Source organism: Azospirillum soli (assembly GCF_017876165.1).
Taxonomy (GTDB): Bacteria; Pseudomonadota; Alphaproteobacteria; order Azospirillales; family Azospirillaceae; genus Azospirillum; species Azospirillum soli.
Map to the genome: position 1 here is coordinate 189,555 of NZ_JAGINQ010000007.1, position 21,406 is coordinate 210,960.

Below are 21,406 nucleotides of genomic sequence, written 5' to 3' on the forward strand. Positions count from 1 at the left end.
CTCCCACACCCACCCGCCAGGGGCTCTCGGCCCTTGGAATCAAAAAAGGCGCCTTGCGGCGCCTTTTTCTTTTCCACACACGCCGGATGGACCTATCAGTCCATCTGGACCTTGTCGCCGCCCTTCCAGGCCCAGACGACGTAGCCGGGCTGCTTCAGATCGCCCTTGCCGTCGAACTCCAGCTTGCCGACGACGGTGTCGAACGGGTTCGCGCGCAACGCCTTCTCCACGTCCGCCGACTTGGTGCTGTTGGCCTTCTGGACCGCCTGGGCGTAGGTCTGCACGGCGGCGTAGGCGAACAGGGTGAAGCCGTCGGTGCGGATGTTCTTGGCCTGCATGGCCTCCACCACCGGCTTGGCGCTGGGGTTGCGCTGCGGGTCGGGGGAGAAAGTGAACATCGTGCCTTCCGCCGTGTCGCCAGCGATGTTCCAGTAGGATTGCGGCTGGATGCCGTCCGCGCCGATGACCTGCGGGCGGAACTGCTGGTCGGCCGCCTGCCGGACAATCAGTCCCAGCTCCTGGTCGTAACCGCCGTAGTAGAGCACGTCGACGCCCTCGGACTTCAGGCGCGTGACCAACGACGAATAATCCTTCTCACCGGCGTTGATGCTGGTGAAGACCGTCTCGGTGATGCCGGCGGCGTTCAGGCGGCGCTTCACATCCTCGGCGAGGCCCTGGCCGTAGGCCTGCTTGTCGTGGATGATCGCGACCTTCTTGCCCTTGAAGCGGTCTGCGATCAGCTTCGCGGCGACCTCGCCCTGCTGGTCGTCGCGGCCGCAGACGCGGAAGACGTTCTTCAGGCCGCGCTCAGTCAGCTGCGGGCTGGTGGCGGTGGGGGAGATCATGACGATCCCTTCCTCGCCATAGACGTTCGACGCGGCGATGGACGCGCCGGAGCAGACATGGCCGATCACGGCGGCGACGTTCTGGCCGACCAGCTTGTTGGCGGCGGCCACCGCCTGCTTGGCGTCGCAAGCGTCGTCGGCCACGGTCAGCACCAGCTTCTGACCCAGCAGCCCGCCCTTGGCGTTGATGTCGGCCACGGCGGCCTCGACGCCCGCGCGGGTCTGCTCGCCATAGGCGGCGGCGGCGCCGGTCATCGGGCCGGCAAGCGCGATGGTGATGTCGGCGTGGGCGGTTCCGGTCCACAGGCCGGCGCCGAGGCTCACGGCGGCGACGGTCATCGCCAATTTCGCGCGCATCATGTGGTTGTCTCCTCGTTTTTTGTTGAGCAACAATCGTTCTTATCGGACGGCGGTCAAGCCACCGAACCGTCGGAGGCGCGCACACCATCAAACGTTTCTGTCCCATGCAAGGCGAAACGTCTCGGGGCTGCCGGCCGTGCGGCGCATGGCAGGGCGTCAGTTGAGGGCGGGCTGCCGCTCCATCGTATCCAGCGCGTCGGCGATCGCGCGGTGCAGATCCTGGGCGACGACCGGCTTGTGCAGGACGCGGAAGTTGCCGGCCTCCCCCTCGGCCAGCCGTTCCGGCGCGGTGTCGCCGGTCACCAGGATGCCGGGCAGCGCACGCCCCAGCCGGCGGCGGACCTCGCGGATGGTCTCCGTACCGGTCTCTCCGTCGCGCAGGCGATAGTCGGCAACCATGACATCCGGAACCGTGCCGTCTCCCAGCAAGGCCAGCGCCTCCCCGCAGGACCCGGCGGCCAGTACCCGGTGCCCCCGTTCGGCCAGCATCACCCGCAGCCCTTCGCGCACGATCACGTCGTCCTCGATCACCAGAACGGTGGCCCGGCGCGCGTCGTCGTGCTGAACGGTCGGTTCGGCCTGGGCGGGCGCTTCGGCCAGCGGGACCTCCACCGTAAAGATGGATCCCCGGCCGGGTTCGGAGCGCAGGGACAGGGGATGCCCCAGCATTTCCGCCAGCCGGCGCACCACCGCCAACCCCAGGCCCATGCCCTGGTCGCGGTCGCGGCTGGCGTTGCCGACCTGCACGAATTCCTGGAAGATGTCCTCCTGACGGTCGGTTGGGATACCGATGCCCGTGTCCCACACCTCGATCCGCAGATGGGCACCGCGCCGCCGGCAACCCACCAGAATCCGCCCCTTCTCGGTGTAGCGCAGCGCGTTCTCGACGAGGTTCTGCAGGATGCGGCCCAGCAGCATCGGATCGCTGGTAACGTGCGCCCGGCACGGCACGATGTGCAGGATCAGGCCCTTGCGCACCGCCACGGGCCGGCTCGCGGCGGCGGTGCGCTCCAGCAGATCGGAGACCGGGAAGACGGACACCGCCGGCTGCACCGCTCCGGCGTCAAGGCGGGAAACGTCCAGCAGTCCGTCCAGCAACATCTTCAAGGCGCTGAGCGCCCGGTCCATGGTGCCCAGCACGTTGCGCGTGGCGTCGTCCTTCGTGCGGCCCGACAGCACCTCCATCAGCAGCATCAGCGACTGCACCGGCTGGCGCAGGTCGTGGCTGGCGGCAGCCAGGAACTTGGACTTGGCGATGTTGGCGCGCTCCGCCTCGCCCCGCGCCTCGGCCAGCGCCGCCTCGGCGTTCTTGTGGGCGGAGATGTCGCGGACAATGGCGATCACGCTGACCAGACGCCCGACCTCATCCCGCACGGGCGAGGCGCGCAGTTCCAGCCATACGCCGCCGGCCTTGCCCAGCATGGCCTGGGGCCCCCGGTCGCGGCATGGGCGCAGGAATTCCACACGGACGTCGCGGGCCGCACCGATGGCGTCGCGCAAGGGATGGAAGATCGCCGGGTCGGGCATCGGGCCTTCCAGGATGCGCAGCACGTCCCGCCCCATCGCCTCGTCCGGTGCCAGGCCCATCAGCCGTTCGAAGGACGGGTTGGCGTAGACGACCGGCATGCCCGGCCGAACGGCGTCGGCGATCAGGATGCCGTCGCCGCTCCACCCCATGGCGCGGTCGCGGATGCGCAAGGCGCGGTCGCGGATGCGCCGCCGCCGCAACTCGATGATGAAAGCGGTGGTGAACAGCAGGACCACCACGGTCGTGCCGGCGGTCCAGGCGACGTAGACGCGGGAGTGCCGCCGCCAGGGACCGAAGATCGCTTCGGTCGAGGCGCCCACCACGGTGATCACAGGATAGCTGCCGGCGGTCCGGTAGGAGAAAAGGCGCTCGACCCCGTCGATCGCGCTGGTCCCGCGATATTGGCCAATGGGTGACCTGGACACCGTCGGCCAATTCGGGGAGGCCGCGTAAGTGTGCCCGATCATCCGCTCTTGCAACGCGTGCCGCGCCAGAACCGGGCCATCGGTCCGGGTCAGGGTCACCGAACTGCCGGGCGGCAGGTTCAGGCCGCCATAGAAGCGCGCGAAGGTGTCGACCGGGACGTCGGCGACGGCGACACCGAGGAACGCACCCTCCGCCCCGTTCAGGCGCCGCGACACGGGAATAAAGACGTCGCGCGTGCCGGGCGTGATGAAGGGCAGGCCGATGACGAAGCTGTCGCGCACCCCGTCCTTGTGGTTTTTCGCCTTGTGCAGCCCGAACTCGTCGCGCTCGACGGCCGGATCGCGGGCGGTGGACCGCCCCAGCGCCATCGTCATCACGCCGTTCGCGTCATAGACGCGGATGGCGGCGGTCAGCCCCTCTTCGAACGACCGCCGGGCCGGGACCAGCAGGGGAATGTCCCGTTCCACATGGGCTTCAATGTCGAACAGCAGATCATCCAGCCGGCGGAAGGTGGCGATCGCGTGCTCTTCCACCAGTTGGGCCATGACGGCGGTGCTCTGGAGCGTGTTCGTTTCCAGGAAACGCTCCTCCCGCTGCACGCGGTCGAACAGGTTCCACCACAGCGCCGCGATGCCCATCGCCACCGCCACGGCGGGAAGGATCAGCCAAGCGTCCACGCCTCGCGAAAAGCCCGAGCCCTTTCCCACATCCGTCCTCGACCTCTGCCGCGTGGGCAGCATGCAATAATGGGCAAATCCACGCAATGGATATGCCCTGTGACGCCACTCGCCCGATTGGATTGGTTCTAAACAGTTTTTGCATGCGCTTTCGACACTCTTCCCAGCGACGTTTCAGGCGCGTATACGCCGTTCGATGAGTTTCGCCCGCGCCATCGCCACCGTCGGCAGCCTGACCCTGCTGAGCCGCCTTGCCGGCTTCGCCCGCGACATCCTGACCGCCGCCGTGCTCGGCGCCGGGCCGGTGGCGGACGCCTTCTTCGTGGCGCTGAAGCTGCCCAACTTCTTCCGCCGTCTTTTTGCCGAGGGCGCCTTCGGCGTCGCCTTCGTGCCCCTGTTCGCGGCGGAGCTTCAGCGAAACGGGCGGGCCGCCGCGATCGCCTTCGCCGAACAGGCCATGGCGGTGCTGCTGGCGGTGCTGGTGCCCTTCACCGTGCTGGCGATGACGGCCATGCCCTGGCTGATGCACGGCCTCGCCCCCGGCTTCGCGGACGAACCGGCGAAGTTCGACCTCGCCGTAGACATGGCGCGGCTGACCTTTCCCTATCTGATGCTGGTGTCTCTGGTGGCGCTGTTCGGGGGTATCCTGAACGCGCTGGACCGTTTCGGCCCCTTCGCGGCGGCGCCGGTGGCCTTCAACCTGACGCTGATCGCCGCTCTGCTGGCCGCCCCCCGCCTAGGGTTCGAGCCCGGCAACGCCATGGCGGCCGCGGTGACGCTGTCCGGCGTCGTGCAACTGGTTTGGATGGTCTGGGCCTGCCGCGCGGCCGGCGTGACCCTGCGCCTGACCCCGCCGCGTATGACCGAGGGGATGCGGCGCCTGTTCCGGCTGGTCGGGCCGGGGGCGCTCGGCGCCGGGGTCATGCAGATCAACCTGTTCCTGAACATCGTCCTGGCCTCGCTGCTGCCGTCCGGGGCGGTGTCCTTCCTCTATTACGCCGACCGGCTGAACCAGTTGCCGCTGGGCGTCATCGGCATCGCCATCGGCACGGCGCTCCTGCCCGTGCTGGCCCGCCACGCGGCCGGGGGGGACGAGCGCATGGTCCGCCATTATCTCAGCCGCGCGCTGGAGTTCAGCCTTCTGCTCGGCCTGCCGGCCGCCGTTGCGCTGGGTGTCGCCGGGGCGCCTATCGTCTCCGTCCTGTTCGAACGCGGTGCCTTTGGCCCGGCCGAGGCGCAGGCGACCGCCATGGCGCTGGCCGCCTACGCCATCGGCATTCCCGCCCATGTGATCGTCAAGGCGCTGAACGCCGCCTTCTTCGCCCGCCAGGACACGACGACTCCGGTACGTGTTGCCATCGTCGTGACCGTCGCCAACCTCGCCATCGGCCTCGCATTGATGCCCGTCCTTGAGCACGTGGGCATTGCCCTGGCGACCGGCCTGACGGCGTGGCTGAACCTCGCCCTGCTGGTGCTGGCCCTGCGGCGGCGCGGCTTCCTGCACCTCGACGAGCGTTTCCAGCGCCGCGCCCCGCGCATCGCCTTGGCGGCGCTGGGCATGGGGGCGGGCCTCTATTTCGGGGCGGCGGCCCTTGCGCCTTGGCTGGAAGCCCCCGCCACGCTGACGCGCTTTGCCGCACTCGGCCTTCTGGTCAGCGGCGGCATGGCGGCCTTCGCCGGTCTGGCGCAACTGCTGGGCGCGACCGAACTGGCCGACATCAAGACGTTCCTGAAGAAGGACACCCCGGAATCGGCGCCGCGCGCGTCTTGACCCGCCCCGATCCAGGGGCGATAACACCGCCCGTCCAGAAGTTTCGAGCGAGAGAAACCCGTGAACCGCATCTTCTCCGGCATGCAGCCGACCCGGCAGCTTCACCTCGGCAACTATCTGGGGGCGCTGCGGAACTGGGTCGATCTGCAGAACGCGTACGAATGCATCTTCTGCGTCGTCGATCTGCACGCGCTGACCATCGACCAGGACCCCGAGGTCCTGCGCAACAACATCCGCGAGGTCACGGCCGCTTACATCGCCGCCGGCATCGACCCGGAGAAGAACATCCTCTTCAACCAGTCCTTCGTCCCGGCGCATTCGGAGCTGGGCTGGATCCTGTCCTGCCACACGCCGCTGGGCTGGCTGAACCGCATGACGCAGTTCAAGGAAAAGGCCGGCAAGCAGAAGGACATGGCCAACCTCGGCCTGTACTCCTACCCGGTGCTGATGGCCGCTGACATCCTGCTGTACAAGGCCACCCACGTTCCGGTGGGCGAGGACCAGAAGCAGCATCTTGAGCTGGCCCGCGACATCGCCGGCGCCTTCAACCGCCGCTACGACTCCGAGTTCTTCCCGCTGCCCGAGCCGCAGATCCTGGGCGAGGCGACGCGCGTCATGTCGCTCCGCGACGGCACCAAGAAGATGAGCAAGTCGGACGAGTCCGAATATTCGCGCATCAACATGACCGACGACGCGGACACCATCGCGACCAAGATCCGCAAGGCCAAGACCGATCCGGAGCCGCTGCCGGACACCGTCGCCGACCTGGAAAAGCGTCCCGAGGCCGACAACCTCGTCACCATCTACTCCGCGCTGGCCGGCCAGACGCGCGAGCAGACGGTGCAGCAGTTCGCGGGTGCCCAGTTCTCCGGCTTCAAGGCCGCGCTGGTGGACATGTCGGTCGCCAAGCTCGCCCCGATCACCACGCGCATGAAGGAGCTTCTCGCCGACAAGGCCGAGATCGACCGCCTGCTGCGCAAGGGCGGGGAGCGCGCGGCGGCCATCGCCGAGAAGAACCTGTCGGACGTGAAGGACATCATCGGCCTCCTCCGTCCGTAAGACAGGAGTCCTCCCGTGACACCCCCGATCCTGCTCACCGGCTTTCAGCCCTTCGGCGAGCACGCCATCAACCCGACGGCGGCGCTGATGGAACGGCTGGCCGGGTCGCCGGGGGTCGTCACGGCGGTTCTGCCGGTCGAATACGACGTCTGCGGCGAGGTCTTCGAAGCTCTGGTGGACCGGCACCAGCCGCTCGCCACCGTCTGCTTCGGCCTGTCGGTGCGCACCGACTTCATCCAGATTGAGCGCATCGCCTGGAACCGCGACGAGAGCGAGCAGCCCGACAACGCTGGCGTGGTGCGCGAAGATACTCCCATCGTGCCGGACGGGCCGACCTGCTACGGCTCCGGCCTGCCGATCCCGAAGCTGATGCAGGAACTGGCCTTCGCCGGCCTGCCGGTGACCTTCAGCGACTTCGCGGGCGGCTTCGTTTGCAACCACCTGTTCTTCCGGGCGCGGCACCTGATCGAGACGCGCGGCCTCGACCTGCCCATGGGCTTCGTCCACATGCCTCCCCTGCCGGAGCAGGTCGCCGGCCAGCCCCGCCGCGTCGGCCTGTCGCTCGACCGCCAGGAACTGGCCGTTCGCACGCTCGTCGGCGCCCTGCACCGGGCCTTGGCCGAACCGGCCTGAGCCTCCCTGCCCCCGTCAGTAATACGGGTCGCTCAGCCCCTCGGCCGCGAAAACCGCCTGCACCGCCGGACGGGCCAGCACGCGGGCAAGATACGGCCCCAGGTTCGGCAAGGTCCGCGCTGGCTTCGTCATGAAGCGGGTCCAGCGCGCCAGCATGAACAGGTACGGGTCCACCGCGCTGTAGCGCTCGCCCAGGAACCAGAGATTGCCGCCGAGCTCCCGGTCCAGCAGCACGAACTGCCCGAAAAGCCGCTCCTCGGCCATGGACCTCACCGTGGCCTGGGCCGCCTCCCCCTCCGCATGGCGCTCGGGGTAGAAGTAGACCAGCATGTCGGCCTGCACCGTGTTGGTCAGGTAGACCAGCCACTTGTAGAAATGCGCGCGTTCCGCCGTGCCCAGCGCCGGGGCGAGGCCGGCCGCCGGGTACGAGTCGGCCAGATGCAGGCAGATGGCCGCCGCTTCGAACAGCACGAGATCGCCGTCCACCAGCGTCGGCACACGGCCGTTGGGGTTCAGGCGCCGATAGTCGTCGGACTTGTGCTCGGCCTTTTCGCGGCTCAGCAGCTTCAGGTCGAACGGCAGCCCGATCTCACGCAACAGGATGTGCGGCGCCATGCTGGCGGTGCTCGGCATGCCGTAGAGCGTAATCATCACTCCCCCTTACCCCCTCTGATGGCGCATCTTCCGGATAGCCCGCGTCTGCCCGGCTGTCCAGCGGCACCCGTGGGGCGCATAGCGGGGATGCCCGCTCTGCGGGTTTGTCGCAACGCTCCGGTGTGCGTATGATCGGGGCGGCCGTTTAACATTTTCAACACACATCGGCGAACATTGGCCAGGAAACGAAACAGGGAATAAGGCAACGATGACCGAACTCGGCAACTCGGCGGCAAGCCGCGACAAGGCGTACTTCCTGCACCCCTACACCAACCTGGATCTGCACGAGACCCAGGGTCCGCTGATCATCGAGCGGGGCGAGGGCGTGCGCGTCTTCGACGACAGCGGCAAGGAGTACATTGAGGGCCTGGCCAGCCTGTGGTGCGTGTCGCTTGGCTGGGGCGAGGAGCGTCTGGTCGAGGCCGCGGCCAAGCAGATGCGCAAGCTGCCGACCTACCACGTCTTCGGCCACAAGAGCCACGAGCCGGGCATCGACCTCGCCGAGCGCCTCATCAAGCTGGCCCCGGTGCCGATGTCCAAGGTGTTCTTCGCCAACTCGGGCTCCGAGGCGAACGATACGGTCGTCAAGCTGCTGTGGTACTACAACAACGCGCTCGGCCGGCCGGAGAAGAAGAAGATCATCTCGCGCGTGAAGGGCTACCACGGCGTCACGGTGGCGACCGCCAGCCTGACCGGCCTGCCCAACAACCACCGCGACTTCGACCTGCCGATCGCACGCATCCTGCACACCGACTGCCCGCACCACTACCGCTTCGCCGAGGCCGGCGAGAGCGAGGAGGCCTTCGCAACCCGCCTCGCCGAGAGCCTAGAAAAGTTCATCCTGGCCGAGGGGCCGGACACCATCGCCGCCATGTTCGCCGAGCCGGTGATGGGCGCCGGCGGCGTCATCGTCCCGCCCGCGACCTACTTCGCGAAGATCCAAGCGGTCCTGAAAAAGTACGACATCCTCCTGGTCGCCGACGAGGTGATCTGCGGCTTCGGGCGCACCGGCAACTTCTGGGGCAGCCAGACCTTCGGCATCCAGCCGGACATCCTGACCTGCGCCAAGCAGCTGTCCTCGGGCTACCTGCCGATCTCCGCCGTGCTGGTGTCGGACGCGGTCTACCGGGCCTGCGTGGACGAGAGCCGGAAGATCGGCACCTTCGGCCACGGCTACACCTACTCCGCCCATCCCGTGGCGGCGGCGGTCGCCATCGAGACGCTGAAGATCTACGAGGAGCGCGACATCGTCGGCCATGTCCGCAGCGTCACCCCGCTGTTCCAGCGCCGGCTGAAGGCCCTGGCCGATCACCCGCTGGTCGGCGAGGCGCGCGGCGTCGGCCTGATCGGCGCCATCGAGCTGGTGGCCGACAAGGCGGCCAAGACCCCGTTCGACCCGGTGGGCCGCGCGGGCGCCATGGTCAGCGCGCTGGCGCAGGAGAACGGCCTGATCACCCGCGCCATGGGCGACAGCCTCGCGCTGTGCCCGCCGCTGATCATCGACGAGGCCGACATCAACGCGATGTTCGACCGTCTGACCAAGTCCCTGGACGCGGCCCTGCCCGTGTTGAAAGGGTAATGTGCTGAGACGTTAAACACAGCCCTGTTCACGGTGGCCGGGCGGCGGAAGTTGTCCGCCCGGCCACTTACATCCCCGTCCCGTTTTTTGACCTCGGTCAATGCCGGAATGGCATGGCGGGTGGCAAGACGCTGTCAATCATGCCATCTTCCCGTTGTGCTAGGACTGATGGCCGAGCACGCTGGCCAATCCGGGCACCCCGATCACCAGACTACCGCGAACGGACACGCGCGATGGATTACGAAAGCTTCTTCCGCACCCAGATCGCGACCCTCAAGCAGGATGGCCGTTACCGGGTCTTCGCCGACCTGGAACGCCACGCGGGGAACTTTCCGAAGGCGACCTACCGCGACGCCTCCGGCAAGGAGCGGGCGGTCACGGTCTGGTGCTCCAACGACTATCTCGGCATGGGCCAAAACCCGGCCGTCCTGAAGGCCATGCACGACGCCATCGACGGCGTCGGCGCGGGGGCCGGCGGCACGCGCAACATCTCCGGCACCAACCACTACCATGTGCTGCTGGAGCGTGAGCTGGCCGACCTGCACGGCAAGGAAGCGGCGCTGCTGTTCACCTCGGGCTACGTGTCGAACGACGCGACGCTGGGCACGCTGGGCAAGCTGCTGCCCAACTGCGTCATCCTGTCCGACGCGCTGAACCACAACTCCATGATCACCGGCATCCGCAATTCCGGCGCCGAGAAGCACATCTTCCGCCACAACGACCCTAAGCACCTGGACGAGCTGCTGTCGCAGATCGCCCCGGACCGGCCCAAGGTCGTGGCGTTCGAGAGCGTCTATTCCATGGACGGCGACATCGCCCCGATCCATGACCTGTGCGACGTCGCCGACAAGTACGGCGCGATGACCTACCTGGACGAGGTGCACGCGGTCGGCATGTACGGCCCGCGCGGCGCCGGCGTGGCCGAGCGCGACGGCGCCATGGACCGCCTGACCATCATCGAGGGCACGCTGGGCAAGGCCTTCGGCGTGCAGGGCGGCTACATCACCGGCTCGACCGCGCTGGTGGACTGCATCCGCAGCTTCGCGGCGGGCTTCATCTTCTCGACCTCGCTGTCGCCGGTGCTCGCGGCCGGCGCGCTGGCCAGCATCCGCTACCTGAAGCAGAGCCAGACCGAGCGCGACCGCCACCAGGAGCGCGCCGCCACGCTGAAGCGCCTGATGGCCGAGGCTGGCCTGCCGGTGATGCCCAGCGCCAGCCACATCGTTCCGGTGATGGTCGGCGACGCCCACCGCTGCAAGCGCGCCTCGGACGAGCTGCTGGAGCGGCACAACATCTATGTGCAGCCGATCAACTACCCGACCGTGCCGCGCGGCACCGAGCGCCTGCGCTTCACCCCGACCCCGCTGCACGGCGACGCCGAAATGGCCCGCCTCGTCGACGCCATGCTCGACGTGTGGAGCCGCCTGGACCTGCGTCTGGCGGCGTAACAGTCACACGGAGAGCCCCCACCCAACCCTCCCCCACTTGACGGCGGGGGAGGGCTTTTCATCTCCCCCTCCCCCGTCGAAGATGGGGGAGGGCCGGGGTGGGGGCCCACCCCAACCACCTTTCCAAAAGCAGATCACTTCTTCGGATCGGGCGGCGGGTTGTTCCGCCCGTCATCCGCGCGCTTGATCGGCGTGCGCCCGCCCGGATCGACGTTGTGGCTACGATCCAGGGTCGGCTGCCCGGCGGACGGCGGGCGTTCGGCCGACTGCGGCCGCGTCCGGCTGTCGTCCGTCAACACCTCGCCCGGCTTGGCGTTCGTCGCGGCGGTGCTGCCGCGCTCGGTCGAAGGCTTTGTCGGGTCGCCCTGGGTCGGCTTGGACGGATCGGCCGGCCGCGCTAGCCGGTCGCCGGCTGGTTGCCCATGCTGCTCGCCCACGCCCTTCTCCGCCCCGCTGTAGCTCCGGTCGGTGCCGTGGGTGGCGTCGGCCGGGGTGCGCGGCATCTGCCCTTGCTGAACTTCGAGCTGCCCCTGGCTTTGCGCCAGCGCCACCGGCGCGGAGGCCAACGCCAGCACGGCGGCGATTGCTGCAAGCTTGATCACGGTAAGTTTCCCTCTTGTACGGACGGAACGCATGCCGGGACCAACAGGCCCTTTGGTACCGCCGTTCCCCCGGAAACCGCTCCCCTCCGGATATCCCAACCAGCCTCCTGGACTTCGCCCCCACATGGCCTTACCTTAAGGGCAGTCCGTCAACGCTCAGGGTTTGTTCGCCCAGGAGATTGCCATGTACCGTGACAACTCGCTGATGCCGAAGGAGGCCGTGCGCCTCGCCGTCCTGGGCACGCTGATCCAGGCGGGGCCGCAACGCTACGCCGATCTGGCCGGCTCGCTCCGCCACTTCCTCGACCGAATCGTCGGGCCGTCGCTCGACCTGATGGGCACCTCGCTGGAAATGCTGCGCTACGAGGGCCTGATCGAGGCTCTGGATGGCACGGGCATGGAGGACAACGCCCTGCTCGGCGCGACCGAGGCCGGCCGTGCGGAGTTCGGCACGCTGATGCGCGCCAACGTGCGCGCTCCGTCCGCCGACGGGCTGAACAAACTGGTCATCGCGCTGAAGCTGCGTTTCCTGCATCTGCTGGATACCGAGTCGCAGAAGGACCAGATTGACCACCTCGCCTCCCTGTGTGAGACCGAACTGGCCCGGCTGGGCGACCTGAAGCGCGCCAACGCGAACACTGAGGGCCATTTCGCCGATTGGCTCGACCACGACATCGCGCAGGCTGAGGAACGGCTGGCCTGGTTCAACGGCCTGCTGTCCCGCCTGTAGTTTCCGACGCGTTCATTTCAACCGGCAGCCGGCGCGGCGTTTTATCCCGCTCATACGCGAGCGTTTGTTTCGCGTTCGGGTTCTGGTGTACCGTTGGGATTGTAACGAATTCCATCACACCAACCCGGAAACGTCCCATGGCTTCTGTGCTGTCGTCCGACGATCTTGAAGACCGCCTGCGCGTCGAGTTCATGGACGATGCGCGCGACCGGCTGGAGGTCATGAACCACGCCCTGGACGGCGCGGCCAAGGGCACCCGCGACCAAGCCTCCGTCATCGGCGTGCTGCGGCTGGAAGCGCACAACTTCAAGGGCATGGGGACGAGCTTCGGCTACCCCACCGTCAGCCTCGTCGCGCACCGCCTGGAAGACTATCTGGCTGGCCTGAAGGAGCTGAACGCCAAGCAGCTCTCCGACGCGCAGATCTTCGTGGACCGCATCGCCGAGCTGGTGGACCGCCCCGACCAGCCGCAGTTGGCCGAGACCAACCAGATCATCCGCGCCCTGCCGGTGCGCTATCAGTTCGAGGTCACCGACGTCGAGGTTCGCAACGTCGAGATCATGCTGGTCACCCCGTCCAAGGTCGTCGCCAAGAAGGTCGGGACGGAGCTGGGCGCCTGCGGCTTCCGCACCATGACCGTCAACGACCCCATCGAATCGATCAGCCTTGCCGTGCGCGTGCCGCCGGACATGCTGATCGCGTCGATGGTGATGGACGGCCTGTCGGGCCTCGACCTCATCCGGGGCCTGCGCGCCATGAGCGTGACCCGCGACGTGCCGATGGCCCTGCTGACCTCGATGAACCTGGACAACCCAGCGCTGAAGGAAATCCCGCACGGCGTGTCGGTCATCCGCGTCGGCGAGCATTTCAGCGAGGACTTCGCGGCGGTGGTGGCGAAGTACAATCTCGGCTGAGTGCTGGATTCTCGGCGGGCAACCAACTTTCCACGGATTTCACAGATTTAGACACAGATTACACGGATTTTTCTTTTGAGCTCGCTCAGCACACGCCTTTTCAAAAGGTCACGACTGGCCGAGCATCAAAAAATCCGTGTAATCTGTGTCTTTAATCCGCGAAATCCGTGTATCCCTGTTGCCCGTCAAGGAGCAACCACCCCGTCAGAACAGATGCTGGCCGCCGGTGATGAACATCTCGGTCCCAGTGACGTAGCCCGAATCCGGCCCGCACAGGTAGAAGATCACCGCCGCCACATCCTCCGGCGTGCCCATGCGCTTCAGCGGGATGCGCGGGATCAGCACGTCGTATTCCGGCCCGGTCATGGCGGTTTCGATCTCGCCCGGCGCCACGGCGTTGACGCGCACGCCGATCTCGGCGAACTCCACGGCCATCTCGCGGGTCAGGCCCGACAGCGCCGCCTTCGAGGTCGAATAGGCCGACCCGGCGAAGGGGTGAACCGCGTGCCCGGCGATGGAGGTCACGTTGACGATCGCCCCCTTGGCCTTCGACAGCGGCGCCGCGAAGCCCCTCGCCAGCACCAGCGGCGCAAAGAAGTTCAGCTCGAACACCCGGTGCCAGCCCTCGATGGCGCCGTTCAGGCAGCCGAGCCGCTCCTTGATCGGCGTCTTGGGCGAGATGCCGGCGTTGTTCACCAGCGCGTGCAGCGGCTCGCCGTCCAGCGCGCGGTTCGCCTCCTCGACAAAGTGGGCGCGGCTTTCCGGGTCCGACAGGTCGGTCGGGATGTGGTGGGTCCAGTTGGGATCGCGCCGGCAATGGGCGGGCACGTCCTCGCGCGAGCAGGAGATCACGCGCCAGCCCTCGGCGCTGAAGCGCTCGACGGTGGCGTGGCCGATGCCCCGGCTCGCGCCGGTCAGGATGACGGTCTTACGGTGCGGCATAACGCGCACGATAGCGCGCTTCCCCGCGCGGCGCCAGCGGCCCCGTGAGGTTGACGCTCACCGATGCGCGCCCAACCTTCAGGGCTTCGGGTAAGATGTCGGGCTGAAGGGTTATGAGGAGGATCCGCGACGTGCTCCCCCGTCTGATGGCCATGCTTCTGCTCGCCGGCTGTGCCGCCGCGCCGCACGCCCTGAACGCGGCCCCGACCAGCACCCCGGCCGGCACTCCGCCCGGCGAGCCGCTGCCCGCCGGCATCTGCGTGGCGCCGGGCGGCTGGGCCAACGCCTCCGCCCGCCCCGTGGACACGAGCGACCTGCTGCGCCGCGCCGCCCAGGCCCCCGCCGTCCTGCTGGGCGAGCGGCACGACAGCCCGGAGCATCACCGCTGGCAGCTGCACACGCTGGCCGCCCTGTACGCGCTGAACCCGCACCTCGCCATCGGCATGGAGATGTTCCCGCGCCGCGTCCAGCCGGCGCTCGACCGCTGGACCGCCGGGACCACCACCGAGTCGGAATTCCTGAAGGAAAGCGAGTGGCAGAAGGTTTGGGGCTACGACGCGCAGCTCTACCTTCCCATCCTCCACTTCGCGCGCATGAACCGCATTCCTGTGGTTGCCCTGAACGTGGAGCGCGGCCTCGTTTCCCGCACCGCCCGGGAGGGCTGGGCCGCCATCCCGCCGGCCGAGCGGGAAGGCGTCGGTGAACCGGCCCCGCCGCCGCCCTCCTACTTGGAGCGGCTTCAGGAGGCCATGGCCGCCCACGGCCCGAACCAGCGCGAATCCCAGGGTTTCCAGCGCTTCGTCGAGGCGCAGTCGGTCTGGGACCGCGCGATGGCCGAACGCATCGCCGACACCCACCGCGACACCGGCCGTACCGTGGTCGCCATCCTCGGCATGGGCCATGTCGAAGGCCGTGACGGCGTGCCCCACCAGTTGGCTGCGCTGGGCATTGATGACGCCCTGGTCCTGTTGCCCTGGGATGCCGACCGCCCCTGCGACTCGCTGGACGGAAAGCTGGCCGATGCGGTGTACGGACTCGGCACCGGCATCCAGACCGCCGAAGTCCCGCGTCCCCGTCTGGGCGTGATGCTGGAGCCGGGGCAAGGCGGCGTGCAGGTCCGCTCCGTCATGGAGGGGAGCGTCGCCGCCGCCGCTGGCCTGACGGCCGGCGATCTGGTCGTCGCGGCGGCCGGCACCCCGGTGCGCCAAGCCTCCGACCTTACCGCCGTAGTGCAGCGCCAAGCTCCCGGCACGTGGTTGCCCCTGACCGTCAAGCGCGCCAAGGGCACCCAGGAATTGGTCGCCAAGTTCCCCGCCGACGCTCCTTAGGCGTGCCTTTCAGAACCCGCCAAAGCGGTTTGCGAGGACGAAAATAACCGATACGGCAATCGTTACGGGAGGACGACCACCTGAACCCCTTTCAAGGTTTCCGACAGTTGCCCCAAGCCATCATACATTATGTCTGATGCTGGACGGATGATCGAAAAGCAGTCCTCACCAGGAAACGCCACCTCAACCCCATCACATCCATCGATACACTCTATTGTATCTTAACCCAGCGGCCCGGCGCCCCTTCCATTTCAATAGAGTCCAGATACCGTCCTTTGAAGGTGCAGCGATGATCCTTCGACGCGACCACTCTGCCATCGTATTTGGATACGATTTTATAAACCACAGTCTTCTCAAGACCTATGTTGAAGGTCGTTACGTGATTGAAACTTAGGTCCACGCCGGGGTTTATGTCTCTCACACCTTTCGTCGAATCGATCAACTCACGCTTGCATCGATTCTGCGCAGCGCCGTCGTCGATCGGAGTAGACTCGCCGATCTTACGTTCAGCCCTATATTCTTCCGCTTCACGATCACGGATCGCCTGTTTTCGCTTTGCTTCGTTCTCCTGCTTCTGTTCCTCGCTGGCATATTTATCGATAGGAATCCACCTGATTTGGACGTAAGAATTAATGCCCTTGTTGTCTATCATCCTCTTTATGACATTGAGGTTTCCGCCACTCGCCACAACCACCGAGCATTCAGAGCGCGTGTTTCCTTCTTCCAAATAGCGCTTGGCAAAATCGGAGCGGCTGAGATTCCTGAAATCGCTTCCAAATACATACTCTTCGAGATAGTCAAGTTCACTCACATTCCTGAAGTATGCATTGCCGTTTAAAAAGTCTGCATAATCACTCGATAGGCTTTTTACCACATCACTTTTCGCCTTGAATACGCAAACATCGCCAGCGCTTGTATTGCTTCCCAGTAGCCCGATAAAACCAAATCCCTTGGCACTGCCAAGAGATTCCTCGTCGATAATCTGCCTCATCTCAGGATTGCTGGCGATCATCCGGATCCTAGAACCCTGTCCCTCCTTTGTATACTTCCAAAGAGGATGCTGTTTAGCCGCAAACTGCTGGCTACAAATTTCAGGAACATTGCTTGCGCTATAGGCATCAACGTTTCGGTTCTGGCTTTGAACAACCTCAAGCGCCTTATTAAATCCGTTGGACACCCAAACCCCGGCCGAGCTGTTTACCTCATCAGCATCAACTCCCGACGCGGCAAGTTGGTTCAGCTTTTCGGTAATAGCCGTGTTGTTCGTATCGATTGTCTTTTTTAAAAGCTCGACGCGAACCACCGCCCAATCATATCCGTCCTTCTCTTGTTTGGAAAGCTTGGACAGGTCGCCATTCACCTTCTTGTGCGCGTTGCTCACTATCTCTGAGAGCACTTTTTCTCGGGCAGAGATCGCGCCAAAAAAGCAGGAGCTTTTTGAAATTTCCCGAATGTCCGCCTCCGATAGCGGCGACTGGGTTTGTAAACGTGCGACCTCTTCACGGATGCTTTTCTCCCTTTCATGATCGTACTTGAAAGGTACGGCGCTCTGTTCGCTCGGCAGCGCATAGCCCTGAGAATGTATGGAAATGACCGCAATGACAGCAGCGGAAGCTATTTGCGCTTTGTTTCTATTGGCCGCCATCCTTATCCCCATCGTACGTATTTGTCGATTCCGCCGAGGCGTTAAACTGTATACAGAGTAGGTCGTGAACCTTGAGGTTGAGTTAAAGCCGTTTTGGTTGTGGGAAATCCGCATTGCGTACGGCGATGCGGTTGCGTTGTCTGAATTTCGGCCAGATGCCGCAACTGAGCGTGGAGCACGCCACCGCTGTGTTGCTCGCGAACAAGCGTTGGGATCGCCGCCAAGGACCGGTTGGACGCCATCATCGATGCGCTTCCCACAGCGGCTTGCATCGTTCTCGTCGCGGCGCGCCTCGCTGAGTTCTGACGGCCGCTCCTTGGCGGATATCGATCCGCCGTTAGGCCTTCTTCACGAACTCGGATTTCAGGTTCATCGCGCCGATGCCGTCGATCTTGCAGGCGATGTTGTGCCCGTCGGCGCCGTCCACCAGACGGATGTTCTTCACCTTGGTCCCGCCCTTGACGACCAGCGACGAGCCCTTGACCTTCAGGTCCTTGATCACGGTCACGCTGTCGCCATCGGCGAGCATGTTCCCGTTGGCGTCGCGCACGCCCTGCTCCTGTGAGCCCTCCGCACCGGACTCGGCGGTCGCTTCCGGGTTCCACTCATGCGCGCATTCCGGGCAGATCCACAGGCTGCCATCCTGATACACATGTTCGGAGCCGCACTGGGGGCACTTCAACTCGCTGTCCATCGCCGTCCTTGCCTTTTCGGGGAGCCGTTTGGGGGCGGCATCCTAGTGCACGGACGTGTGGAATAGGAAACACAAGCTTCCGGCGATCCGCCGTCAGAGCATCCGCTCCCACTGCGCCAGCACGTCGGGCGTCGGGTTCACGGCCGGCGCGTAGTCGCTGCGCCCCAGTCGCGCGCGGTGTTCGCGCAACGCCCAATGCACGGTCGGGAAGGCCAGTTCGCCCCACGGGATCTCCTCCCAGCGGAACAGGCCGACCTCCTGGCTTTCCGGGCCGGCGGACACGTCGGGCGAGACCAGCCGCGCGCGGAAGATCATTTGCACTTGGCTGATGCGCGGGATGTCGTAGACGGCGAGCAGCGAGTCGATCTCGATCTTCGCCCGCGCCTCCTCCCACGCCTCGCGGGCCGCACCCTCCATGGTGCTCTCGCGCTCCTCCATAAAGCCGGCGGGCAGGGTCCAGAAGCCCTTGCGCGGCTCTATGGCGCGACGGCACAGCAGGATGCGGTCCTCCCACACCGCCACCGACCCGACCACGATCAGCGGATTCTGGTAGGCGATGTAGCCGCAGTCCGGACACATCAGCCGCTCGCGGTCCTCGCCGGGCGGGATGCCGCGGACGCGGGGGCCCTGTGGGGATTGTTCTTGCGGGGAGTTCTCCTCGGACATGCGTCCGATATGGCGCGAACGGCCGAACCCGGCAAGCGTCCCGGCAGGTGACCCGAACAGCCGCGCTTATGTTCATCACCTGTTCTCTTTCGCTTTTCGTTCCTGTACCCTCCGCCTCCAGTCTGAAAACCTCGGGGTATTTCATGCAGTTCGCGTTCGACGGAATGTCGGTGGCGCTCGGGCTTCTGCTGGGGGCGGTGCTCGCCGGCGCGATCCTGCGCGTGTTCGCCGCACGCGCGGAGGCCGAGGCACGCGCCCTCCACGCGGAGCTGGCGACCCGACTCGACCTCGCCGAGCGGATCGAGGGGGATCTCCGCGACGATATTGAGGCGCGCGACCATCAGATCGCCCGCCTGACCGGCGAGGTGGCCGCCGCCCGCGAGCGTCAGGCCGAACTGACCACCACCATCGCCAAGGAACGCTCCGCCCACGCCGAGAAGCTGGCCCTGCTGGAACAGGCCCAGGCCGCGCTGGCCGACAGCTTCAAGGCCCTGTCCGCCGAGGCCCTGCGCTCCAACAACCAGAGCTTCCTCGACCTCGCCAAGGAAACGCTGGCGACCTTCCAGGAGCAGGCGAAGGGCGATCTGGACAAGCGGCAGGCGGCCATTTCCGAAATCGTCGCCCCGGTCCGCCAGTCGCTGGAGAAGATGGACGGCCAGATCCAGGAAATGGAGCGCACCCGGGCCGGCGCCTACGAGGGGCTGAAGCAGCAGGTGCTTTCCCTGCTCGAAACCCAGACCCAACTGCGCGCCGAGACCGGCAACCTCGTTCGTGCCCTGCGTACCCCGGCGGCGCGCGGTCGCTGGGGCGAAATCCAGCTGCGCCGGGTCTGCGAGATGGCCGGCATGCTCGACCACTGCGACTTCTTCGAGCAGGCCAGCGTGGACAAAACCAGCATGGAGACCGGCACTGGCAAGCTGCGCCCCGACCTGATCGTCCGGCTGCCAGGCGGCAAGACCATCGTCGTGGACGCCAAGACGCCGCTGGAAGGCTACCTCGACGGCATCCAGGGCGACGACGACGCCCGCCGGGACGGCCTGTCCCGCCACGCCCGGCACGTGCGCGACCACATGAAGCAGCTGGGCGCCAAGGCCTATTGGGACCAGTTCGAGGACACGCCGGAATTCGTCGTGCTGTTCCTGCCCGGCGAAAACTTCTTCTCCGCCGCGCTGGAGCACGACCCGACCCTGATCGAGGCGGGCATCGACCATCGCGTGATCCTCGCCACGCCGACGACGCTGATCGCCCTGCTGCGCGCCGTCGCCTACGGCTGGCGACAGGAACGGCTGGCCGACAACGCCCGCGAGATCAGCGGCCTCGGCGCCGAACTCTACAAGCGCCTGTGCGACCTTGGCGGCCACATGGAGCGGCTGGGCCACCAGCTGGAAAAGGCGGTCGGCTGCTACAACGGCGCGGTCGGCAGCCTGGAGGCCCGCGTGCTGGTCAGCGCGCGCCGTTTCCGCGACCTGCACGTCGCCCCGGACGGCGCCGAGATCCCGCTGCTGGAGCCGCTCGACCACGCCCCGCGCCACCTCCAGGCACCGGAGCTTCGGGCGAGGGTGGAAGCGTAAGTGGGATCCCCTGCCCCTTTTTTAGCCTTGCAAAGGCTGGCCGGGTCCCCACGTTCCTTCCGTCATTCTGCTTCGGACTGCCGGCCTGCTACGCCTTCGGGTGCCCAGATCGTCGCTATGCCTGGACACAGTCTGATGCGCCGTACCGTTCGATGCGGCGCCATTCACACGAAACGGAGGACCATCATGCCCGTCGGCACGATCAAATGGTTCAACAGCACCAAGGGTTACGGTTTCATTCAGCCGGACAACGGCGGCCCGGACGTGTTCGTCCACATCTCCGCCGTCGAGCGTGCCGGTCTCGGCACCTTGAACGAGGGCCAGAAGATCTCCTATGAGGAGCAGCGCGACCCGAAGCGCGGCAAGACCTCGGCGGAGAACCTGAAGGCGGTCTGATCCGCCGAACCCGTTCCGAACGAAGGGGGCACCGGGAAACCGGTGCCCCTTTCCGTTGCGCGTTTCCCAGCCACCCCAGCCACCGGAGCAATTCCCCCATGGCCCGCAAGAAGCAGCCCGCCGACAACGGCTTCATCCTGTTCGACGTTTTCTACCAGGACGGCGCCCGCACCTCCAACCGCAAGGTGCCGAGCAACCTCGTCGGCGGCCTGGACGGCGACGAGCCCGCCCGCGCCTTCATCGAGGAGCAGGACCGCAAGATCGCCGAGATGTCCGGCAACCCGCGCGGCCCCATCAAGTCGATTACCCGCTCGCCGCTCTGATCGATTGCAACGGCGGGCCATTGGCCTTCCTTGACCGGACGGCCCGCCCTGCATATTTTGGAATTTTGTAACCTCCCCCGCACCGTTGCCGAGCACCCATGGCCGTTCTGGAAATCCTCGTCGCCCCGCACCCCGTGCTGAAGCAGAAGGCGAAGCCCGTCGATAAGGTTGACGCGCGCGTCGCCAAGCTGATGGACGACATGGTGGAAACCATGTACGCCGCCCAGGGCATCGGCCTCGCCGCCCCGCAGATCGGCGTGCTGGAGCGCGTCATCGTCGTGGACGTGCACGAAAAGGGGGAGGCACCGAACCCCATTCGCCTCGCCAACCCGGAAATCGTCTGGACGTCCGACGAAAAGTCCGTCTGCGAAGAAGGCTGCCTGTCGGTGCCCGAGCAGTACGCCGAGGTGACCCGCCCCAAGGCGATCCGCGTCCGCTACCTCGATGAGAAGAACGAGGTTCGGGAGATGGACGCGGACGGCATGCTCGCCACCTGCATCCAGCACGAGATCGACCACCTGAACGGCGTCCTGTTCGTCGATTACCTGTCCTCGCTGAAGCGCGGCATCATTCTGCGCAAGGTGCAGAAGATGCAGCGCCAGAACGCCTGACCGG

Annotated in this window: 20 protein-coding genes; 12 read left to right on the plus strand and 8 right to left on the minus strand. The window is 66.2% G+C overall.

Annotated elements, in window-relative coordinates; genetic code table 11:
* Positions 1–95: 95 nt before the first annotated feature.
* Together J2852_RS13595 and J2852_RS13600 are read right to left on the minus strand one after the other, a co-directional pair.
* Positions 96–1,205 (minus strand): ABC transporter substrate-binding protein, encoded by a 1,110-nt coding sequence (locus J2852_RS13595; RefSeq protein WP_209876255.1) that lies wholly within the window; start codon positions 1,203–1,205, stop codon positions 96–98.
* 156 nt (positions 1,206–1,361) lie between these two features.
* Positions 1,362–3,836 carry an ATP-binding protein gene (locus J2852_RS13600; protein WP_343206736.1) on the minus strand — a complete coding sequence of 825 codons (2,475 nt, stop codon included), beginning with the start codon at positions 3,834–3,836 and terminating at the stop codon, positions 1,362–1,364.
* A 196-nt stretch (positions 3,837–4,032) separates the two neighbouring features.
* Here J2852_RS13600 and murJ point away from each other — a divergent pair, with 196 nt between their 5' ends.
* Genes murJ through J2852_RS13615 form a run of 3 tightly spaced genes read left to right on the plus strand, consistent with a single transcriptional unit; the run spans position 4,033 to position 7,299 of the window.
* Positions 4,033–5,607: a murein biosynthesis integral membrane protein MurJ gene (murJ, locus tag J2852_RS13605; RefSeq protein WP_209876259.1), complete on the plus strand. Its 1,575-nt coding sequence runs from the start codon at positions 4,033–4,035 to the stop codon at positions 5,605–5,607.
* Positions 5,608–5,667: 60 nt separating this feature from the next.
* Positions 5,668–6,666, plus strand: coding sequence for a tryptophan--tRNA ligase (trpS, locus tag J2852_RS13610; protein WP_209876261.1), 999 nt, complete (start codon positions 5,668–5,670; stop codon positions 6,664–6,666).
* A gap of 15 nt (positions 6,667–6,681) precedes the next feature.
* Entirely contained in the window at positions 6,682–7,299 is a 618-nt protein-coding gene (locus J2852_RS13615) for a pyroglutamyl-peptidase I (protein ID WP_209876263.1), read from the plus strand.
* Between the two features lie 15 nt (positions 7,300–7,314).
* Here the strand turns inward: J2852_RS13615 and J2852_RS13620 are convergent, their stop codons facing one another.
* Positions 7,315–7,950: a glutathione S-transferase family protein gene (locus tag J2852_RS13620; RefSeq protein ID WP_209876264.1), complete on the minus strand. Its 636-nt coding sequence runs from the start codon at positions 7,948–7,950 to the stop codon at positions 7,315–7,317.
* Between the two features lie 211 nt (positions 7,951–8,161).
* On the opposite strand from J2852_RS13620, the gene J2852_RS13625 reads away from it, so the two are divergent.
* Positions 8,162–9,532 carry an aspartate aminotransferase family protein gene (locus tag J2852_RS13625; protein ID WP_209876270.1) on the plus strand — a complete coding sequence of 457 codons (1,371 nt, stop codon included), beginning with the start codon at positions 8,162–8,164 and terminating at the stop codon, positions 9,530–9,532.
* 233 nt (positions 9,533–9,765) lie between these two features.
* Positions 9,766–10,980 carry a 5-aminolevulinate synthase gene (gene hemA / locus J2852_RS13630; RefSeq protein WP_209876272.1) on the plus strand — a complete coding sequence of 405 codons (1,215 nt, stop codon included), beginning with the start codon at positions 9,766–9,768 and terminating at the stop codon, positions 10,978–10,980.
* A 134-nt stretch (positions 10,981–11,114) separates the two neighbouring features.
* On the opposite strand, the gene J2852_RS13635 is transcribed toward hemA, so the two are convergent.
* On the minus strand, positions 11,115–11,582 hold the full coding sequence (locus J2852_RS13635; protein ID WP_209876274.1) for a hypothetical protein: 468 nt from the start codon (positions 11,580–11,582) through the stop codon (positions 11,115–11,117).
* Between the two features lie 184 nt (positions 11,583–11,766).
* Between J2852_RS13635 and J2852_RS13640 the strand changes: the two genes are divergently transcribed.
* Both J2852_RS13640 and J2852_RS13645 read left to right on the plus strand, forming a co-directional pair.
* The gene (locus J2852_RS13640) at positions 11,767–12,312 is read left to right on the plus strand and encodes a hypothetical protein (protein WP_209876276.1); all 546 of its coding nucleotides are present in this window, start codon (positions 11,767–11,769) and stop codon (positions 12,310–12,312) included.
* A gap of 137 nt (positions 12,313–12,449) precedes the next feature.
* Positions 12,450–13,226: an Hpt domain-containing protein gene (locus tag J2852_RS13645; protein ID WP_209876277.1), complete on the plus strand. Its 777-nt coding sequence runs from the start codon at positions 12,450–12,452 to the stop codon at positions 13,224–13,226.
* Positions 13,227–13,430: 204 nt separating this feature from the next.
* On the opposite strand, the gene J2852_RS13650 is transcribed toward J2852_RS13645, so the two are convergent.
* Positions 13,431–14,168 (minus strand): SDR family NAD(P)-dependent oxidoreductase, encoded by a 738-nt coding sequence (locus J2852_RS13650; RefSeq protein ID WP_209876491.1) that lies wholly within the window; start codon positions 14,166–14,168, stop codon positions 13,431–13,433.
* A gap of 131 nt (positions 14,169–14,299) precedes the next feature.
* On the opposite strand from J2852_RS13650, the gene J2852_RS13655 reads away from it, so the two are divergent.
* Positions 14,300–15,496, plus strand: a complete 1,197-nt coding sequence (locus J2852_RS13655) for a ChaN family lipoprotein (RefSeq protein WP_343206737.1) — start codon at positions 14,300–14,302, stop codon at positions 15,494–15,496.
* 211 nt (positions 15,497–15,707) lie between these two features.
* Here J2852_RS13655 and J2852_RS13660 read toward each other — a convergent pair whose 3' ends face one another.
* From J2852_RS13660 to J2852_RS13670, 3 genes are all read right to left on the minus strand, one after another.
* Positions 15,708–17,141 (minus strand): hypothetical protein, encoded by a 1,434-nt coding sequence (locus tag J2852_RS13660; protein ID WP_209876280.1) that lies wholly within the window; start codon positions 17,139–17,141, stop codon positions 15,708–15,710.
* Positions 17,142–17,478: 337 nt separating this feature from the next.
* The gene (locus tag J2852_RS13665; RefSeq protein ID WP_209876281.1) at positions 17,479–17,835 is read right to left on the minus strand and encodes a zinc ribbon domain-containing protein YjdM; all 357 of its coding nucleotides are present in this window, start codon (positions 17,833–17,835) and stop codon (positions 17,479–17,481) included.
* 93 nt (positions 17,836–17,928) lie between these two features.
* Positions 17,929–18,501, minus strand: a complete 573-nt coding sequence (locus tag J2852_RS13670) for an NUDIX hydrolase (RefSeq protein WP_209876283.1) — start codon at positions 18,499–18,501, stop codon at positions 17,929–17,931.
* Between the two features lie 143 nt (positions 18,502–18,644).
* Between J2852_RS13670 and J2852_RS13675 the strand changes: the two genes are divergently transcribed.
* The 4 genes from J2852_RS13675 to def all read left to right on the plus strand — a co-directional run bounded on the left by J2852_RS13675 (position 18,645) and on the right by def (position 21,402).
* On the plus strand, positions 18,645–20,072 hold the full coding sequence (locus tag J2852_RS13675) for a DNA recombination protein RmuC (RefSeq protein WP_209876285.1): 1,428 nt from the start codon (positions 18,645–18,647) through the stop codon (positions 20,070–20,072).
* Between the two features lie 186 nt (positions 20,073–20,258).
* Positions 20,259–20,468 carry a cold-shock protein gene (locus J2852_RS13680; protein ID WP_209876287.1) on the plus strand — a complete coding sequence of 70 codons (210 nt, stop codon included), beginning with the start codon at positions 20,259–20,261 and terminating at the stop codon, positions 20,466–20,468.
* A 98-nt stretch (positions 20,469–20,566) separates the two neighbouring features.
* The gene (locus J2852_RS13685; RefSeq protein WP_209876289.1) at positions 20,567–20,791 is read left to right on the plus strand and encodes a hypothetical protein; all 225 of its coding nucleotides are present in this window, start codon (positions 20,567–20,569) and stop codon (positions 20,789–20,791) included.
* Positions 20,792–20,889: 98 nt separating this feature from the next.
* Positions 20,890–21,402: a peptide deformylase gene (gene def, locus J2852_RS13690; protein ID WP_209876291.1), complete on the plus strand. Its 513-nt coding sequence runs from the start codon at positions 20,890–20,892 to the stop codon at positions 21,400–21,402.
* The last annotated feature ends 4 nt before the right edge of the window (positions 21,403–21,406 follow it).

Excerpts from the sequence above, each read along its gene's own strand:
- J2852_RS13595 (WP_209876255.1), bottom strand. The coding sequence starts at position 1,205 with ATGATGCGCGCGAAATTGGCGATGACCGTCGCCGCCGTGAGCCTCGGC.
- murJ (WP_209876259.1), top strand. The coding sequence starts at position 4,033 with ATGAGTTTCGCCCGCGCCATCGCCACCGTCGGCAGCCTGACCCTGCTG.
- J2852_RS13620 (WP_209876264.1), bottom strand. The coding sequence starts at position 7,950 with ATGATTACGCTCTACGGCATGCCGAGCACCGCCAGCATGGCGCCGCAC.
- J2852_RS13625 (WP_209876270.1), top strand. The coding sequence starts at position 8,162 with ATGACCGAACTCGGCAACTCGGCGGCAAGCCGCGACAAGGCGTACTTC.
- hemA (WP_209876272.1), top strand. The coding sequence starts at position 9,766 with ATGGATTACGAAAGCTTCTTCCGCACCCAGATCGCGACCCTCAAGCAG.
- J2852_RS13640 (WP_209876276.1), top strand. The coding sequence starts at position 11,767 with ATGTACCGTGACAACTCGCTGATGCCGAAGGAGGCCGTGCGCCTCGCC.
- J2852_RS13645 (WP_209876277.1), top strand. The coding sequence starts at position 12,450 with ATGGCTTCTGTGCTGTCGTCCGACGATCTTGAAGACCGCCTGCGCGTC.
- J2852_RS13650 (WP_209876491.1), bottom strand. The coding sequence starts at position 14,168 with ATGCCGCACCGTAAGACCGTCATCCTGACCGGCGCGAGCCGGGGCATC.
- J2852_RS13660 (WP_209876280.1), bottom strand. The coding sequence starts at position 17,141 with ATGGCGGCCAATAGAAACAAAGCGCAAATAGCTTCCGCTGCTGTCATT.
- J2852_RS13665 (WP_209876281.1), bottom strand. The coding sequence starts at position 17,835 with ATGGACAGCGAGTTGAAGTGCCCCCAGTGCGGCTCCGAACATGTGTAT.
- J2852_RS13670 (WP_209876283.1), bottom strand. The coding sequence starts at position 18,501 with ATGTCCGAGGAGAACTCCCCGCAAGAACAATCCCCACAGGGCCCCCGC.
- J2852_RS13675 (WP_209876285.1), top strand. The coding sequence starts at position 18,645 with ATGCAGTTCGCGTTCGACGGAATGTCGGTGGCGCTCGGGCTTCTGCTG.
- J2852_RS13680 (WP_209876287.1), top strand. The coding sequence starts at position 20,259 with ATGCCCGTCGGCACGATCAAATGGTTCAACAGCACCAAGGGTTACGGT.
- J2852_RS13685 (WP_209876289.1), top strand. The coding sequence starts at position 20,567 with ATGGCCCGCAAGAAGCAGCCCGCCGACAACGGCTTCATCCTGTTCGAC.
- def (WP_209876291.1), top strand. The coding sequence starts at position 20,890 with ATGGCCGTTCTGGAAATCCTCGTCGCCCCGCACCCCGTGCTGAAGCAG.